Annotated in this window: 12 protein-coding genes; 10 read left to right on the top strand and 2 right to left on the bottom strand. The window is 66.6% G+C overall.

Features of this window, described 5'->3' with window-relative positions:
• Window positions 1-120 precede the first annotated feature (120 nt).
• The 3 genes from ACFO60_RS12310 (at window position 121) to ACFO60_RS12300 (ending at window position 3,813) form a co-directional block, all read left to right on the top strand.
• Entirely contained in the window at window positions 121-705 is a 585-nt protein-coding gene (locus ACFO60_RS12310; protein ID WP_380840179.1) for a DUF1707 SHOCT-like domain-containing protein, read from the top strand.
• A 256-nt stretch (window positions 706-961) separates the two neighbouring features.
• Entirely contained in the window at window positions 962-1,789 is an 828-nt protein-coding gene (locus ACFO60_RS12305; protein WP_380840178.1) for a DUF998 domain-containing protein, read from the top strand.
• A 140-nt stretch (window positions 1,790-1,929) separates the two neighbouring features.
• The gene (locus ACFO60_RS12300; RefSeq protein ID WP_380840177.1) at window positions 1,930-3,813 is read left to right on the top strand and encodes an alpha/beta hydrolase; all 1,884 of its coding nucleotides are present in this window, start codon (window positions 1,930-1,932) and stop codon (window positions 3,811-3,813) included.
• Window positions 3,814-4,411: 598 nt separating this feature from the next.
• Here the strand turns inward: ACFO60_RS12300 and ACFO60_RS12295 are convergent.
• Together ACFO60_RS12295 and ACFO60_RS12290 are read right to left on the bottom strand one after the other, a co-directional pair.
• A complete protein-coding gene (locus tag ACFO60_RS12295) occupies window positions 4,412-4,609 on the bottom strand; it encodes a DUF397 domain-containing protein (protein WP_380840175.1) in 198 nt (65 codons plus the stop codon).
• Window positions 4,610-4,616: 7 nt separating this feature from the next.
• Window positions 4,617-5,474, bottom strand: coding sequence for a helix-turn-helix domain-containing protein (locus tag ACFO60_RS12290; protein ID WP_380840174.1), 858 nt, complete (start codon window positions 5,472-5,474; stop codon window positions 4,617-4,619).
• Between the two features lie 206 nt (window positions 5,475-5,680).
• Between ACFO60_RS12290 and ACFO60_RS12285 the strand changes: the two genes are divergently transcribed.
• The 7 genes from ACFO60_RS12285 to ACFO60_RS12255 all read left to right on the top strand — a co-directional run bounded on the left by ACFO60_RS12285 (window position 5,681) and on the right by ACFO60_RS12255 (window position 16,558).
• Window positions 5,681-6,580 carry an ATP-binding protein gene (locus ACFO60_RS12285; protein ID WP_380840173.1) on the top strand — a complete coding sequence of 300 codons (900 nt, stop codon included), beginning with the start codon at window positions 5,681-5,683 and terminating at the stop codon, window positions 6,578-6,580.
• 114 nt (window positions 6,581-6,694) lie between these two features.
• Complete coding sequence (locus tag ACFO60_RS12280) at window positions 6,695-7,546, top strand: AAA family ATPase (protein ID WP_380840172.1); 852 nt, start codon at window positions 6,695-6,697, stop codon at window positions 7,544-7,546.
• 159 nt (window positions 7,547-7,705) lie between these two features.
• Window positions 7,706-8,575, top strand: coding sequence for an alpha/beta fold hydrolase (locus tag ACFO60_RS12275; protein ID WP_380840171.1), 870 nt, complete (start codon window positions 7,706-7,708; stop codon window positions 8,573-8,575).
• Window positions 8,576-8,779: 204 nt separating this feature from the next.
• Window positions 8,780-10,252, top strand: a complete 1,473-nt coding sequence (locus ACFO60_RS12270) for an AAA family ATPase (RefSeq protein WP_380840170.1) — start codon at window positions 8,780-8,782, stop codon at window positions 10,250-10,252.
• Between the two features lie 263 nt (window positions 10,253-10,515).
• Window positions 10,516-11,775, top strand: a complete 1,260-nt coding sequence (locus ACFO60_RS12265; protein ID WP_380840169.1) for a toll/interleukin-1 receptor domain-containing protein — start codon at window positions 10,516-10,518, stop codon at window positions 11,773-11,775.
• Window positions 11,776-11,892: 117 nt separating this feature from the next.
• Window positions 11,893-12,684: a hypothetical protein gene (locus ACFO60_RS12260; RefSeq protein ID WP_380840168.1), complete on the top strand. Its 792-nt coding sequence runs from the start codon at window positions 11,893-11,895 to the stop codon at window positions 12,682-12,684.
• A gap of 1,327 nt (window positions 12,685-14,011) precedes the next feature.
• Entirely contained in the window at window positions 14,012-16,558 is a 2,547-nt protein-coding gene (locus ACFO60_RS12255) for a molybdopterin-containing oxidoreductase family protein (protein WP_380840167.1), read from the top strand.
• The last annotated feature ends 30 nt before the right edge of the window (window positions 16,559-16,588 follow it).

The following is a 16,588-nucleotide window of genomic DNA, read 5'->3' as shown; positions in this document are numbered from 1 at the left end:
ACGCCGAACGGCTTCCTCGCCCAAACCTCCCCGCATGGGTTCGGCGACATCGCCTCTCATCTCGATGACCGATCTGACCGATACCCCCGAATTGCAGGCAAGATTGTCTAGAGTTGGAGCGTGAGCGGAGAGTTAGCGCCCCGGTCCCCTGAGTGGCGCATGTCCGACGCCGACCGCGAGCGGGTCGCCGAGAGACTGCAGGCGGCGGCAGGCGAAGGACGGCTGAGCCAGGAAGAGTTCGAGCAACGCCTGAGCGGGGTCCTCGCGGCACGCACGTTCGGCGAGGTCGAGCAGTACGTCGCCGACCTTCCCGGAGCGGCGATCTCGATCCCGGTGCAGGAACGGGGCGAGTTGCGCACCACGGCGGCCGGCCTGAAACGGCGCGGCCGATGGGTCGTGCCCCGGCAGCTCCTGGTGACGGCCAAGGCCGGCTCGGTGAAGCTCGACTTCACCGACGCCCTCATCTCCCATCCGGTCGTGGAGATCTACCTCGATGTGGTCGCGGGCTCGACCACGCTGGTGCTGCCGCGCGGCGCCACGGTGGACATCGACAACGTGGAAATGGTGGCGGGCAACTCCCACGTGCGGAAGTTGACCACCTCGCCGATCGCGGGAGACGGCCTCCACTTCGTGGTCCGTGGCAAACAGCGCCTCGGCAGCCTCACCGTCCGGCCCCAGCGCCGCCTCGGCAACTGGAAGTGGTGACCTCCCTCCGCCACCCGCCTCCGTCCCACCTCTGATCGCAGCCGCGTCATACGCGCGGCCGACGCGACTCACACGCCCGCCTCACTCGTACGCCCCGTACTGCTCGCGCGCCCGATGCTGTCAATAAAGGTTGACGGACGAGGTTCGTCAATATAAGTTGACAGCCGAGACGAGCTCCGCCTGGCGAGCTCTCGACGGATGTCGGACGGAGACGAACCATGAAAACCCGCGCGCACCCGGGGTCGAGGCGGTCGCGATGAAGAGCCCCGTCACCCGAGGTCTGTTATGGGGCGGAACGGTCGCCGGGCCGCTCTTCACTGCGGCATTCCTGATCGAAGGAGCCACCAGGGCCGACTACGACCCCCTGCGTCATCCCGTCAGCTCCCTCGCGCTCGGCCCGTCCGGCTGGACACAGGACCTCAACTTCATCGTGGCCGGGCTGCTGACCCTGGGCTTCGCCGTCGCCCTCCGCAAGCTCCTCCGTCCCGGCCCGCCCACTCCGGACGCGCTCGAAGCCGGCACGCGGAGCACGCGCGACGAGCCCGTCCCGGCCGGCGGCACCCTCGTCCTCGAACGTCCCTCCGCGCGCGCACCGGAACCTCTCCCCGCATCCCGCACCGGATTGAGGCGAGGAGCCACCTGGGGTCCAATCCTGATCGGTGTCTGGGCGGTCCAGTTGATCCTCGCCGGGATCTTCGTCACCGACCCGGTCAGCGGCTACCCGCCGGGCACTCCCGACCGTCTCACCGAGTACGTCACCACCCACGGAGCCGTCCACGACCTCGTGTCCATCCCCGGCTTCATCGCCCTGGCGGCGGCCTTCCTCGTCTTCGCCGTCCGGTTCGCCGCACAGCGGTCACGCGGCTGGGCCGCCTACTCGGTGATCACCTTCGCCGTCTTCGCAGTCGCGTTCTACCTCTCCAGCAGGGGCTTCGACCAATCGCCCGGCCTCGTGAAGTTCGGCGGCCTCTTCCAGCGCCTCGCCGTCACGACCGGCTGGCTCTGGCTGACCCTCCTCGCCACGCGCCACCTCTCCCCCACTGCGGCACCCACGAACGAACCAGCGAGCACGACGGCCAGATAGAACGACTACATCCAGCGGATCACCACGATCCTCGGGCCCGGAAATGACACAACCCTAATCACTAATCCGACATTTCCTTCTCTGTCGATTTAGCAGGAAATCTTGTCTTAAGTCGGCTGGTCATGTGATGCTGGCTCGCTGTGGCGACGGGGGTTACCGAACTTCAAGGCGTCTTATCGCGGGTCGTACGGCTGGCCGAGGAGAACACCTCGGCGCTGGACTCGTGCGCCCGCTGCATGTCGGCCAGCGCATGGGTCGGCGGAGGCGCACCGGGATTCGCCAAGGCCCTGTCGGGACAACGCATCGCCTTACAGCGCGCGTTCGAGGCGGCGGCCCACGGCATCGTCGACCGCATCCGCCAGGAGGGCGGCCAGGCGTCCTACCCCTCCTTCACCACCTCGGCGAGCGCCCTCAGCGCGGCCGGGCACGGCGACTTCGCCGGCATGAACGTCGACGCGATGACCCGCATGGTCGCCGACCTCAAGCAGGCAGGCCAGAACCTCCCGCTCGCCGGCCGGCGGCTCGCCGCCGAACTGGTCCCCCTCTGCCTGCCCGCCCAGGCGGCCCATCAGGTGACGAGCACCGGCACCTGGGCCGAGGAGCAGTCCCGCGACCTGCGATCACGCCTGGCCATGCTCCAGAAGGAACAGGACTCCGGCATGGCCACTCGGGCGATGGCCGCTTTCGGCCTGTTCGGCGCCCACGCGCCCGACCCGAAGGGCGCCGACAAGCTCCTGTCCGCCGCGACCACCGGCGACACGATCGCGCTCAAATCCCTGCTGACCCTCCAGCACACCGCCGAAGACCCCTCGCTGGCCGCCCGAGTGAACGTATGGTGGCGGCAACTCGGCAAGAGCACCCAGGACCGGCTCATCACCGCGTCCCCCGACCTCGTCGGCAACCTGAACGGCCTCCCGACCACCGTCCGCAACGAGGCCAACCGCGCCACCCTCGCCACCCAGGAGAAAGCGATCCAAGCCGACCTCGCCCGCCTCACGGCCCTCGGCACCGCAGGCGACGAGATCAAGCAGCTCCAACTGAAACTGGACCAGATCAAAGCCGTGAAAGCGAGTTTGCAACTAGGAGGGAAAGATGGACGTCCTCCTACCTACTTGATCGCCTTGGAGCTCGGTGGCCTCGGCAAGACGGCGATCTCGTTCGGCGATCCCGACAAGGCCGACAACATAGTGTCTTACGTTCCCGGGACAGGTACGACCCTCGGCGGCATCCTGGGCGATGCCAAGCGCGCGGACAGGCTATGGAGACAAGCCAGTCTGACGGCCGTCGGCGAGAACGTCGCCTCCATGGTCTGGCTCGGCTACGAAGCTCCCCAATGGGAAGCGACCGTGAAGGATTCGGACCACTCAGTGGCTCTACCGAAGGCCGCAGCGAAAGGAGCGCCGCAGTTGGCCGCCTTCACTGACGGACTTCACGCTACGCATCAGCCCGGCTCCGACGTCAGACTGACCGTCCTGGGGCACAGCTACGGATCACTCGTCACCGGCATGGCCGCCCGCCTCCGTCCAGGAAACTTCGCCGACCAGGTCATCTTTGTGGGCAGCCCCGGAGTCGGAGCATTGCAGGCCAAGCAACTACACGTCGGCCAGGTCTGGGTGGGAGAAGCACCGAACGATCCGGTGGGCGACATAGGCCACGTCAGTATCACGAAAGAGGGAATCGTGGCGGGAACGGGCCCCTTCGGCACCGACCCAAGCAGCCCCCTGTTCGGCGCGAAGCAATTTTATGCCGAGGGGACCAAGGACCCTTCGTACACTTTCAAGGGGCACTCGAGTTACTGGGACATCGATCAATCGACCGGCTACCAGTCAGCCTCTCTCAGAAATATCGCCTACCTCGTCAACGGACAATTCGACAGGCTGATTTCCTTTCCGATGCCCACGCCCTCACCCACTCCGCTGCCGGTCCCTCCTACACCCGCGCAGACCATGCCGTCACCGATCGTGGAGCCGACAGCGAACCCATCGCCACGTCCGCTTCCCTCCCCCTCGCCTTCGGGAAAGTAGGAGACCAGATGAGACGGCTGAGCATCGTCGCCATTGGAATCATCGCCCTCACCGCGGGCTGCAGTAGAGGAGAGATCGTGGACGGACCAGCGACTACGGCGACCTCGGCTGCGGGCGGTCCCACCATGACCCAGGTGCAGGCTTTGTCCCGTGTGGAACAGCTCATCAGTGACACGGCCAAGGCGATCGATCCAGAACCCCGGCTCGAACTGTACCGGCCCAGTCTCGCCGTAGATCATTGTGATGATCAAGGGGCTGACGGCTCGGGGGGACATGTGATGATCAGCCGCACCTACTACTTGCAGGGGATACCCAAAGACCGGCTCACTGACGTAGCGAAACAGGTGAAGACGTCCTGGGAGCGACAGGGTCATGCCGTCGAGGGAGTCTCAGAGAGTGGCACGGTCCTATCCGGTCACTCTCGCCCTGATAATTTCAGCCTGTCACTGGACCATGCCGACAATGACGTACTGGCGCTGGGGGCTACTTCTCCATGTGTATGGCCGAACGGTTCTCCAGCGCCAGGATCATAGGGTTCGCAGGCGCCGTACTCACGCCGTTGACCGGTACCGCTCGCTGCGATCTTCACCGCATGGTGTCAGACGAAGTCCCCACGCTTGACTCCGGCGATGAACTCCTGCCAATCCGATGAGGAGAACAACAGGACGGGCCCGACCGGTCGCTTACTGTCTCTTACGGCTCGTGTCCGATCCAGATGCGCCACCTCAACACAGTTCTCCTGCTGGCCGCTGTAGGAGCTCTTGTGCCATGTAGGTGACAGCGACGGGTGATCCATCTTGCCTCTACTCTCGTTGTAGACGAGCGATCAACGATGCGATGTAGGTGACCGACTCTTCCGCTGTGAGCGCCGCGGCGAGGACGCGGTTATGAATCAGCGTATATGCCTGCACCTCCTCTGGTCTTTCCAGGAACAGCGAATCTGTAGGCGTTTCCATATAGACGATGGATGGATCGAGGTCTCCCGCGAAGTCCAGAATGACGAAGCCGCAGGCCATCGCCACGTGGGCGCCGGCCGAGTTGGGAAGTACCTGGATCGTGATGTTGGGGAGCTTCGCCATCTCGATGATGTGCTTGAGCTGTTCCGCCATGACGTCGACACCGCCGACCAGCCTCAGCAGAGCCGCCTCGTCGATGACCGCCCACAGTTCGGGTGGATCTTCTCGGCGCAGGATTCCCTGGCGCGCCATGCGGCCCTCAACGCGACGGGTCACGGCCGCTTGATCTTCTTCTAACACCTGGCCGGCCCGGAAGATCGCTGTCGCGTACGTCATCGTCTGGAGCAAACCGGGCACGAACGCTATCTCGTACGTTCGCAACTGCGTGGCATCCGCCTCGAAACCAGGCAGGCTGCCCTGGAAGATGTCCTTGTAGCTCTGCCACCAGCCCTTCTCTCTGGACTGCCGCGCCAGGTTCAACACGGCTTCCCGAACTTTGGGGTCGGTGACGCCATAGAGGTCGAGAAGGAGCCGGATGTTACCGACGTCCGGCCGTGTCCACTTGTTCTGCTCCATATGGGTCAGGCGTCCGCGCGACCACTCCAGATGCTTACAGACTTCATCATGGGTCAAGCCGGCCTGTTCACGAAGCCGGATGAGCTCGGCGCTGAGACGTCGCCGTTTGACGGTAGGACTACCGGCCATGTGATGCCTCCTTCACGATCAGTGGCCGATCCTACGCATCACCTCTATGCACTGTGAGTGATTGACCGAATCCGGTCAGTTGTCTTTCGGCCTTGAAAGTTGGCATCGCAAGCGCCATGATGTGTGGCCAGTGACAGGGCGTAATCAACTCGTCACTATAACCGACATGTCCGATCAGCACTGATCCAGAAAGGCCGAGTGAATCCGTGGCGCTCACTTCAAAGAACGGCCACATGGCGGCGGACAGGGCGAAGGGGCAGCACCGACGCGGAACCGTCGAACAGCGAGTTGTGCCCAAAGGCTGGGACGCCGCTGAACGTGCCACTGCTGAGCACATCGATCAGCTGGAGCCGACGTGGGCCGTCTGGTACGGGGTGGGTAGTCGGCGGTTCTATGCGGTCGCCACTTGGCCGGCTCCCGTGCCGCTGATGGTGGAAGCCCGATCGGCCGACGAGCTGCGCGATCTCATGCGTGAGGCCGAAGTGACCTCGCTTACCTCCCGCGACATCGATCCACGGCCCAGGGTTCGGTGGCAGCCGATGAACCCGGGCCGGACACCGAAACTCACCGCGCTCTCTCCCCAAGGAGCATCGATGATCGAAACACCGGACGGTCTTCGTACCGTCAGCTGGGACCTGCCGCACGAGTTGGCGGCGGTCGGCAAGGCGCGGCACATGGCGAACGAGGTGCTCATCGCGTGGGATCTCGCCCATCTCGCCGACGATGTGGTTCTGGTGATCGGGGAATTGCTGGGGAACGCCATTTCCCACGGTGCGCCCCCGATCCGCCTCTCCCTGTGGTCCACGTCCGGCGAGCTGAGCGTCCGCGTCACCGATCACGGCCCTGGGACACCTCGGCGGCTCGACCTGGGACTCGACGCCGACCACGGGCGCGGGCTACCGATCGTGGCGGCGCTGGCCGGCGACTACGGCGTCATCCCCCTGGCCGACGGCCCGGGCAAGACGGTGTGGGCCCGCTGGAAGACCCGGCCGGCTCCATCGCGAGAGGCGCGCAGTACTCCCGAGAGGCTGATCCCCCGCCCGCGAACGCCCATGGACCCGGCCATGCCTCCCCCGGTCACCGGCAACGGCCATCACCCACGCTAGACACGACGGCGGCAGTCGCCGACTGTCTCTTGGCCGGGCACTGACGACCGCAGTATTCGAGATCACGTCGACGTTGACCGGACAGATCGACGTCACGACGGCGCAGGGAGTGTGATGGGGCGGACGGTGCCGTTTCTGCGGCGGGTGCGGGTGACGAACTACAAGAGCATCGCCAGTTGCGAGGTCGCCTTCAGCTCACTGCTGGTCCTGCTGGGGCCCAACGGGGCGGGGAAGAGTAACTTCGTGGACGCGCTCCGGTTCGTGGCGGACGCCCTGAACACGACGCCGGCCGATGCTGTGGCCAAACGTGGTGGCCTGAACGAAGTGCTCAGGCAGGCGCCCGATGCCGCGGATGAGTTCACCATTCATGTGGAGTTCGTCATCCAGGCTGCCGGGAAGCCGTCGCTGGTCGAGTACGCATTCGCGATCGGCCGGGACTCCACCGGACGCCGGCCGCTGCTGGTCAAGGAGGAGCACTGCGTCATCCGCCATGACCAGGACGATTCCAGATCGAAGGAAATCCGATTCGACACGCGGGCCGGCCTGATCCTCGGCGGCGGAGGCATCGAGCGGGACCGTCTCTACCTACCGCTGGCCGCCACCCAGGAGGACTTCAGCAACGCGTATCACGATCTCCGGGACATGCTCTTCCATCACCTGGACATCGAGGAGCCGGCGGCCGCCCTGCATCCGGCCGCCGCCGGCGCCTTGTTCGACGCGCTGACCGAGGCGAGCGAGCGGGTACAGGTTGTGATCACCACGCAGAGCGCCGACCTCCTCGATCGGGACGATGTCGATCCGGACTCCGTCAGGGTGGTGAGCATGACCGATGGGATCACCTTGATCGGTGAGATCGACGAGGTCAGCCGACGCCTTCTCCAGGACAGGCGGACCACCCTCGGCGAGCTCATGCGTGGCGGTCAACTCCGCCCGGGGCAGCGAATGGCCGAACCGATCGGCACCTGATAGGCCTGCCATCGCCGTCAGGCTCACCACCGCAAACTGAGGCCCCCACCAGCACCCGCTTGTCAGCGGGTGAGAAGGCATCGGCCCTGCATCCGGACTTCGGGATGGCGCGGGCGTAGGGTCCGATGAGTTCTCGACGCGCAAGGGGTATACACCGTTATGGCTACGCACATACTCGAAACTCCCGAGGTCGACCTCGCCTACGACGTCCACGGCCCGCTGCCGACCGCCGATGGACGGCCACCGCTGGTCATGATCGGCCAGCCCATGGACGCCAGCGGCTTCGGCGCGCTGGCGTCGCATTTCACCGACCGCACCGTGGTCACCTACGACCCGCGCGGCCTCGGCCGCAGCACCCGCAAGGACGGCCGGGTCGACCATGCGCCCGGAGTCCAGGCCGGCGACGTGCACGCCCTCATCGAGGCGCTCGGCGCGGGCCCGGTCGAGATGTTCGCGAGCAGCGGCGGTGCGGTGACCGCGCTCGCCCTCGTGGCGGCGTACCCCGATGACGTGACCACCCTGGTGGCGCACGAGCCGCCGCTCATTCCCGTGATCTCCGATGCCCAGGCCGCCGAGCGTGCCCGGGCCGGCGTCCGGGATGCGTACGAGGACAAAGGCCGGGGTGCCGGCATGGCGGCCTTCATCGCGATGACCTCGTGGCAGGGCGAGTACACCGACGACTACTTCGCCCAGCCCGCGCCGGATCCCGCCGCGTTCGGGATGCCGGCCGAGGACGACGGCTCCCGTGACGATCCGCTGCTCTCCGACCGGTCGTGGGCGGTCAGCAGCTACCGGCCCGACGTCGACGCGCTCACCTCCGCGCCGACCCGGGTCGTGATCGCGGTGGGCGAGGAAACCGGGGACACCTTCACCGGACGCACCTCGGTGGCGACGGCCGAACTCCTCGGGCAGGAGGCGACGGTCTTCCCGAGCCACCACGGCGGCTTCCTCGGCGGCGAGCACGGCTACGCAGGGCAGCCTGAGGCCTTCGCTCGCAAGCTGCGCGAGGTCCTCGACGCCACCGGCTGACGGTGGTCCTTCTGATGTCACGGGTGTTCGTCCGCACTCGCTCTCGGACGCCTGACGAGCCGGCAGCCATCGCGGTGAGGTGCGCCGATGCCCCGCGATGGCTGTGCGGACGACCCTGTCGAAGCTCCGGATCGCGCCGATCGCAAGCCGATGCTGAAGTACACTTCAGTGGATCGTACTTCAGTATCGGGGTGATGACTCTTGGTGGAAAAGCCGGGGCACATCTTCGGGCGGGACTGGGAGTGGGAGGCGCTGCGCGAGTTCGCCACCGGAACGCAGGCGGAGGTGGCGTTCGGCGTGGTCAGCGGCCGGCGGCGTCAGGGGAAGACGTTCCTGCTGCGGTCGCTCGCCGAAGCGCTGGGCGGCTTCTTCTTCGAGGCGACCGAGGGAACGGACGTCGAGTTGCTGCGCCTGTTCGGCATGGCGCTCGCCCGGCACACCGGCTCGCCGGTGGGGTACCCGTTCGCCGACTGGCGCGACGCGCTGACCTTCTTCTTCTCCCTGCCGAGGGAACGCCCGATGCCGCTGGTCATCGACGAGTTCCCATACCTGATGAAGGCCAACCCCGCCATCCCGTCCCTCCTCAAGCAGGAGATCGACCTGCGCGGGCGCACCCACGGAGGGAGCAGCAACGCGCGTGTGCTCATCTGCGGCTCGGCGCTGTCGGTCATGGGCAAGGTCCTGGCCGGGCAGGCGCCGCTGCGCGGGCGTGCGCGCCTGGAGCTCCTCGTCCAGTCACTGCCGTACCGCGAGGCGGCCGACTTCTGGGAGGTGTCGGATCCTCGGCTGGCCGTGATGCTCCATGCGATCGTCGGCGGCACTCCGGCATACCGGGACGAGTTCGTGGCGGGCGACCGGCCGGCTTCGCCGGAGGACTTCGACGCGTGGGTGGCGCGCACCGTGCTCAACCGGCGGACCTCCCTGTTCCGCGAAGGGCGGTACCTGCTGGCCGAGGAGCCGGCCATTCGTGACACCGCCCTGTATCACTCGGTACTGGCGGCGGTCGCGGAGGGCAACAACACCTGGGGGGGCATAGCCAGCCACATCGGGCACAAGTCATCGGACATCGCCCATCCGCTCAACGTCCTGGAGGACTGCGGCCTTCTCGTCAAGGAGAAGGACGCCTTCAGGACCGGACGGACGCGGTACCGCATCGCCGAGCCGCTGATCACCTTCTATCAGGCGATCATGCGTCCTGAATGGACCGATCTCAGCCTCGGTCTGGCCGAGGAGGTCTGGGGGCGCTCACGTCAGCGCTTCCTGTCGAAGGTCATTGGCCCGCACTTCGAGAACCTCTGCCGGGAGTACGCCCTGCGCTACGGGCGGCACCACTTCGGCGAGGGAGGCATCGGCGAGGTAGTGGCCGGAACGGTGGCCGATCCGCACGACAAGGCACAGATCGACGTGGACATCGCCGTTCTCGGCGTGCCCTATCCGGGCGAACCGCGTGAGATCAAGTCATTGGGCGAGGCCAAATGGGACAAGGTCATGGACCTTCGCCACCTCGGCCGGCTGCGCCGGGCCCGCGACCTGCTGGCGGCCAAGGGGTATGAGACGGCGAACACGGTGCTCGCCTGTTACAGCGGCGCGGGCTTCGACGACGCTCTGCGCGCCGAGGCGCGGCAGAACCCCGATGTGGTGCTGGTGGACGTGCCGATGCTCTACGGGCAGGGCTGAAACCGCATCTCACGGACGGTGCGCCGTGAGGACGGCGCGGACCGCCGGTCCACCGCCGTCCGAGGACGCACATCGATCACGAACGTTCCGTCTTTCCTGACGCGGAAGCCCCTCAATCCCGGACGGCTTTCACCTGGGCTTTCACCACTGCCGCCGGGGCAGAGGAAACCTGCGCTCTCCTCACGGCATCGAGGGGGAGATCGGTAGGCTGGTAGGTCTTAGCCGGGTCTTTCCCCTTCCGCGTGGGCCGTTGGTGATAACGGATGTTCGTACCGCTGCGAGATCGGCCATATCAGCTGTTCATCAGCTACGCGCACGAAGAGCGGAAGTTCGTCGTCGCGCTGGCCGCCTGGCTGGCGCAGGTAGCGGACGTCAGGATCTGGTGGGACGAGGACCGCCTGCCGGTGGCGTCGTCCGTCAGTTACAGCCTTCCCGAGGCGATGGGGCAGGCGAGGGGAATCATCATCGTGGTGTCCCGCGCCTCCGTGCGTTCCGGATGGGTGCGCGAGGAATGCGCGGCCGCGATAGGCCAGCGTGCGGCCGATCCCGCCTTTCGCATTCTGGCCGTCAAGATCGATGACGTGGAGATTCCGAAGCCGCTGGAGACGACCGTCTACATCAATATGCCGGAAAGCGGGCTGACGGCCGAGACCGCGTATCGCCTGCTGTGCGCGCTGCACACGGACGCGACCACGGTGTCACCGAAGGACGCGAACGACCTGTACGTCAGCCGGACGTGGCGGAGCAGCGAGTCGGGCCCCGCGGACGAGATCTGCTCGGCCTTCGCCGGGTCGGGATACCGGCTCGTCGGCGACTCGATCGACCAGCAGCGGGCCGACCGGGCGACGCGGGTCGGGTCCATCATCCGTAGTTGCGGCGCGCTGCTCGCGATCATGCCGTTGCGGGACGCGCGCGGGCGGACCTCCCCGTACATCCTGGAGGAGGTGGGCATAGCCCAGTCGCTGGGGCTGCCGTACCTGCTGGTCGCGGATCCGGGTGTCGTCGTGCCGGAGGGCCTGACGGAGGACGCCATGGACGGGCGGGTGTACCGGACGGACGAGCTCGCGAACTTCTCGGTGCTGGCGCAGGCCGTCGACGCCGTGCGCGAATATTACGAGCCGCCGCGCACACCGGACTACGCGTTCTACGCGGGGTCGCTCTCGAATCCCGCCAATGAGCACGTCTGCGGCCTGATCCGCGCGGTCACCGGAATGGACTGCGTCATGGGGCAGTATCTCCACGAACAGCAGGCCCAGCGCGCCATCATCGAGCGGATATCCCATGCTCGTTTCGTGGTCGCCGACGTCTCGGAGGACAATCGGAACGCGCTCATCGAGGCCGGCATAGCGCGCGGCGCGAACAGGCCGCTCATTCTCATGGCGCATGGCAGGCCACAGCCGTCCCGGTTCATGTTCCGCGATCTGGAGACGAACTTCTACGAGGACGAGGTCGAGATGCTCGGCAAGCTGTACCGGCTCGTCCACCCTTACCGGAAAAGGATCCTGAATTACGAGCTGGGTTAGTCTCGGCCGTCGGTGCGCACGCCCGCGACGGCGTTCGAAACCTCAGGCCACGCGGCCGGGCATGGCGGCATGGACGGCGAAGGCAGTGGCGGTCAACGAGCAATGGAGGAGCGGGTCATGCGGGTCGCGTTGTGGACCATCGTCGGGGTGGCGATCGCCGCGACCGTCGCCCGCTACGCGCTCTCCATCGCCATGGGCCTGGCGGATGACACGGCGGGCGCGACCGTGCTCACTGTCGTCTCTCTCGCCGCGGGCGGATGGCTGGCCGGACGGGCCGTGACCCGGCGGATCGGGCTGGTCTTCGTCGTCAGCGGGCTGCTCGGCTCCATCGAACCGGTCTTCTGGCTCTGGGAGCGGGTCGGGCCGCCGTTCCCGGAGATCGGCAACGAGATCGGCTTCGACGGCTGGCTGACGTACTGGGTGTGGATACCTCAGGTGCTGCTGATACCGCTGATCGCCATGTCTCTCTATCCGGACGGCCGCGTACGCCGGCGATCGGTCATGGCGGTGGCGGCGGCCGCGGTGGTCACGGCGTCGTTCACGGGCGCGACCCACAACTGGCCACGCAGCGATGGCGGCGCCCACGGCAATCCGCTGAGCCTGCCCTTGGGGCCCGCCCGGCTGCTGCTCGCCGCCACGCCAGTGCTCGTGGCCATCGCCCTGATGGTCGTGCTCGTCTCGCTGGTCGCCCGCCGGCCGGCCGGCGACCAGGTCACCCGCCGGCTCCTGCTGATCCCGTACGCCGTGGCCGCCGCGGCGCTGCTTCACCTGTCGTCGATGAGATTCCTGCCGGATGTGGCGCGCGACCTGAGATGGACGCTCGTCCTGCTGGTCGCGGCCTCGGCCGTCGGCCTCAGCCGTGCGACCGACGCGCAACCAGAACCGAGCACGCTCAGCGCGCGAAGCTGAGGGTCTTCAGGGGTTCAGGTACCCCCGAGGGCGGCGTGGACGGCGGGGAGGGTGGCGGCGCGACCAGGTGCTCCTCATCGAAGATCGCATGAGTCCTGGCCGGGGCGGTGAGAAACTAGCACGTGAGAGGTGTCCTCTCGATTTGGTTGACGGAAGCCTCAAGAACTTTCATCATCCCAGGTCGGAGGGCACCTCCTCTCATTTCACAGCAATCGGTTCAGATTCGGCTCGGTGGATCCAAGCTGAGCCAGCGTAAGAGCCCCTTGTGTGCGCGCCCGAAAGTGACCTCAGCGTTCCTCCGTCCTTGGAACGCGTCAATGCTCCGCACGCGTCCAAGACCGGCCACGCTTGCCGGTTGATACCGATAGGTACAGCCGATCAGGCGGGCGCATCCAGACCCGCGAGATCTTTTGAGGCGCCGCGCTCTCCGAGGCTGCAGACGCCGGCCTGTGTCCTCTACGGCTCTGATGAGGTGATCACCATAGGATGCGGTGACGCCTACTTCATCTTCCTGGAAGCGACTCGTTCCCGCACCCAATCGCGTGGAGTGGATCGCAGGTTCGCTCCGGTTGATGATTGACAAGTGTATTTCAGTCAATCATCATTGAGTCAATGAATTTGTTGTATCTCCGGCTGCGCCGGATGCGGCTTTACATTGTTCCATCTGAGCGCCGACTCCGATGAGGCGTCCGCCTCGGCCGTGCGGCTTTGTCGGCGCGCTTTGACGGCGCGCTTTGACGTATGCGCCTGTCCTGCGCGGCTGGGTGCTCTGTGAACCCCTCTAATCAAATAGGGATGCTTTCGCGCAGACCGACGCCTCCGCGAAATCAGGCGAGTAGGGGCGCTCGGGTGTAGCTCCTGCCCCCGCTCGCTGGGGCTCTGGCCTCACGAACGTCGCAGCCCGGTCACGCCGGCACCGGCGAGCGTTCACAAGGCTCCAGAGACCCTGACCGTCCCGTCGGAGTCTTCTCGGCGAAAGCCGGGTCTCCCGGTCCCACGACCGGAGCATGAGGCCGTGGTGCTGTCACGGCATGCAGCCGTCGGGACCGCTTCGGCGGTGGCGCCGAGACGCCGGGCGGCATGCTGCCTGCCCGGACCACTTTCGCGCGGCGCCGATCAACACAAGAGTGTCGCGGTACCACATGGAAGACTCCTGAATCCTCAGGGCACGGAGTCACGCGGCGCGGTGGGCGCGAGTGTGACGACGCAGGCGACGAATCCAACCCCTGATCCCTCATTGGCCTTGCGACCTCGGTTCCGATGGCATGCGCGAAGACCGTCACTCGGACGACCGCGCACGAGCACCGATTGAGACAGGAGACGAAGAATGGTCGACCAGGACGGCACCTCGCTCACAGACCACAAAGGCGTCACCCGGCGCGGCGTGTTGCGCGGTGCCCTGCTCGCCGGGGCCGGCACAGCCACAGGGGGCGTCACGGGGATCGTCTCACCGGCGGACCAGGCCGCCTTCGCAGCGTCACCGCCGGTCGGCGCGGGTGCTGGTGCGTCCTCGATGCCGGATCTCACGGTGGGATCGGCCGCTCTGACGCCCGACCGCGTCGTGAACAGTTCCTGCCAGTTCTGCAACAGCAACTGCCGGCTGCAGGTCTTCCTCAAGCTGGGCCGGGTCCTGGAGATCCGGGGTGAGGGGAAGGACCCGGTGCAAGACGGCAACTTGTGCGTCAAAGCGTCGTTGATGACGGAGCTCACCTACAGTCCTCTGCGTCTGACGAGGCCGCTGCGCCGTGTCTCCGGGCGCAAGGGCGACCCGGACAGCCGGTTCGAGCCCATCTCATGGGACGACGCGCTGGATGTCATCGCTCGTCGGTGGCTGGCGTTGCGCGATGCCGGAGAGGCCCGCGCGATAGCCAACCGGACCAACGGACGGTTGCCCCGCGGGACCGGCTCGCTGGCGACCCGAGTGTTCGCTCTGCTGGGCAGCCCCAATGACACGGACGTGGGCCCGGTGTGCAACGACGCCGGAGGGAACGCGCTCGCCACCACTTTCGGCCTGGGCAACTTCACGAACGGCTACGGCGTTGACGGTGCGACTGGGAAGGAGGATCTGGGCTCGGCGAAGTTCTTCCTCTTCCTGGGGACCAACCAGGGGGAGACCCATCCGGTCACCTTCGCTCATCTGCTGCGATGCCGGGAGCGGACGGGGGCGCGCCTGGTCGTCGTGGACCCGCGGAGCACTCCCACCACCGCCCTCGCCGACCAGTGGGTGGCGCCCAAGCCGCATACGGACTTCGCGCTCGCTCTCGGCATGCTGCACCACATCGTCACGACCGACCGCTATGACAAGGACTTCGTCGATCGCTGGGTACTCGGCTTCGACGAACTGCGCAAGCACCTGACAGCCGAGGGTTACACCCCCGAATGGGCGGCCGAGGTGAGCGGTGTTCCGGCGGAGACGATCCGCCGGCTCGCCGTCGACTACGCGACCATGCGGCCGGCCGCCATCTTCTGCAACGCCGGGATCTCCCACCAGCTCGGCGCGTTCGACACCTACCGCACGCTGGCCATGCTGGCGGCCGTGACCGGCAATATCGGTGTGGCCGGCGGCGGGTGCAACTTCATGCACAACACCTGGCCCGGCGGACTGAACCTGCCGCCGCTGAAGAGCACGCCTCCTGAGCGAGGCCCGGCTCTCCCCGTCGGCCCTGACGCGTTCGCCGAATCGATCCTCACGGGCAAGCCCTACCGGCTGAAGGCCGTCATGACCGAGGGGAACCCCCTGATCAGCTCGGCCAACACGAGCAAGGTGAAAGAGGCCTATTCCAAGCTCGACTTCTACGTCTACACGGGCCTGTTCATGGAAGAGGCGGCATACTACGCCGACATCATCCTGCCCGTCTGCAGCGGCCTGGAGTTCGAAGGCGTCTACATGCGACGCGACGACCGTGCCATCCGCTGGCAGGACGCCGCCGTCGCCCGGATCGGGGAGACCCGTTCCGACACCGAGATCTGGATCGACCTGGCCCAGGCTCTCGGCCGCAACGACCGGCGCCGCCCCGCCTCGTACTGGACCGGCGCTTTCCCCGTCGAGTGGAAGAACTACGCCACACTGTGGGACACCTTCGTCGCCAATACTCCCGGGATGGGCGGCATGACCCGCGAGCGCCTGCGCGCACGCACCGAACCTCTGCGCTGGCCGTGCCCGAGTGCCGACCACCCTGGCGTAAGCACCCTCTACCTCGATCATCCCAGCTGGTACAAGGCCGCGGACGCGCTGGACCCGGCCAATCGCGGCAAGCGTTTCCTCACACCGAGCGGCAAGGTCGAGATCACGACCCCGGACCTGGAGCGGCGGCTCACGCCGAGCGGACATGGCGCCCTGCCGGTCTTCTACACCCATCCTGAGGTCACCGGCGCGAATCCGACGCTGACCTACGAGGATCGGTACATCACCAATCCGATCAACCCGCATGCGCTGACGCGGCCCGTGCGCCTCGCGATCCCGGGATCGGGCGTGGTCCACAAGAAGTACCCTCTGATGGGCATGACAGGGCGCCCCAGTGTGGTGCACTTCGCCTCCGTCACCCATTGGGCGCCCACCGGCGAACGTCTCAACGGGATCCGTCTGGTGCAGATCCATCCGGCGACGGCCCGTGCTCTCGGCATCGCCGACGGCGACGCGGTCGTCGTCGAGAGCCCTCGCGGCGCGGTCACCGGCACCGCGCTTCTCGACTCCGGTATCCGGCCGGACACCATCTACATCCCCAACACGTTCGGCCCGGCGCAGCGCGTCGGTGACGATTATGGAGACCCTCGTTACGAGGCGGTCAACACATTGCTCGATGATCGCTTCTACGACAATCTTTCCGGGCAGCAGGCGTACAAGTGCTTCGCCTGCCGCGTTCGTAAGAAGTAGCGGCCGCCACCGGCAGTTCGACCAGCACGC

The sequence above is a fragment of the Sphaerisporangium dianthi genome, assembly GCF_042654065.1.
GTDB classification, from domain to species: Bacteria; Actinomycetota; Actinomycetes; order Streptosporangiales; family Streptosporangiaceae; genus Sphaerisporangium; species Sphaerisporangium dianthi.
This window is presented reverse-complemented; position numbering and strand designations above follow the sequence as displayed.

Bases quoted from the DNA above. Each gene is read 5' to 3' on its own strand.
- ACFO60_RS12290 (WP_380840174.1), bottom strand. From the start codon at position 5,474: ATGGCCGGTAGTCCTACCGTCAAACGGCGACGTCTCAGCGCCGAGCTC.
- ACFO60_RS12255 (WP_380840167.1), top strand. From the start codon at position 14,012: ATGGTCGACCAGGACGGCACCTCGCTCACAGACCACAAAGGCGTCACC.
- ACFO60_RS12260 (WP_380840168.1), top strand. From the start codon at position 11,893: ATGCGGGTCGCGTTGTGGACCATCGTCGGGGTGGCGATCGCCGCGACC.
- ACFO60_RS12305 (WP_380840178.1), top strand. From the start codon at position 962: ATGAAGAGCCCCGTCACCCGAGGTCTGTTATGGGGCGGAACGGTCGCC.
- ACFO60_RS12265 (WP_380840169.1), top strand. From the start codon at position 10,516: ATGTTCGTACCGCTGCGAGATCGGCCATATCAGCTGTTCATCAGCTAC.
- ACFO60_RS12280 (WP_380840172.1), top strand. From the start codon at position 6,695: ATGGGGCGGACGGTGCCGTTTCTGCGGCGGGTGCGGGTGACGAACTAC.
- ACFO60_RS12295 (WP_380840175.1), bottom strand. From the start codon at position 4,609: ATGGATCACCCGTCGCTGTCACCTACATGGCACAAGAGCTCCTACAGC.
- ACFO60_RS12275 (WP_380840171.1), top strand. From the start codon at position 7,706: ATGGCTACGCACATACTCGAAACTCCCGAGGTCGACCTCGCCTACGAC.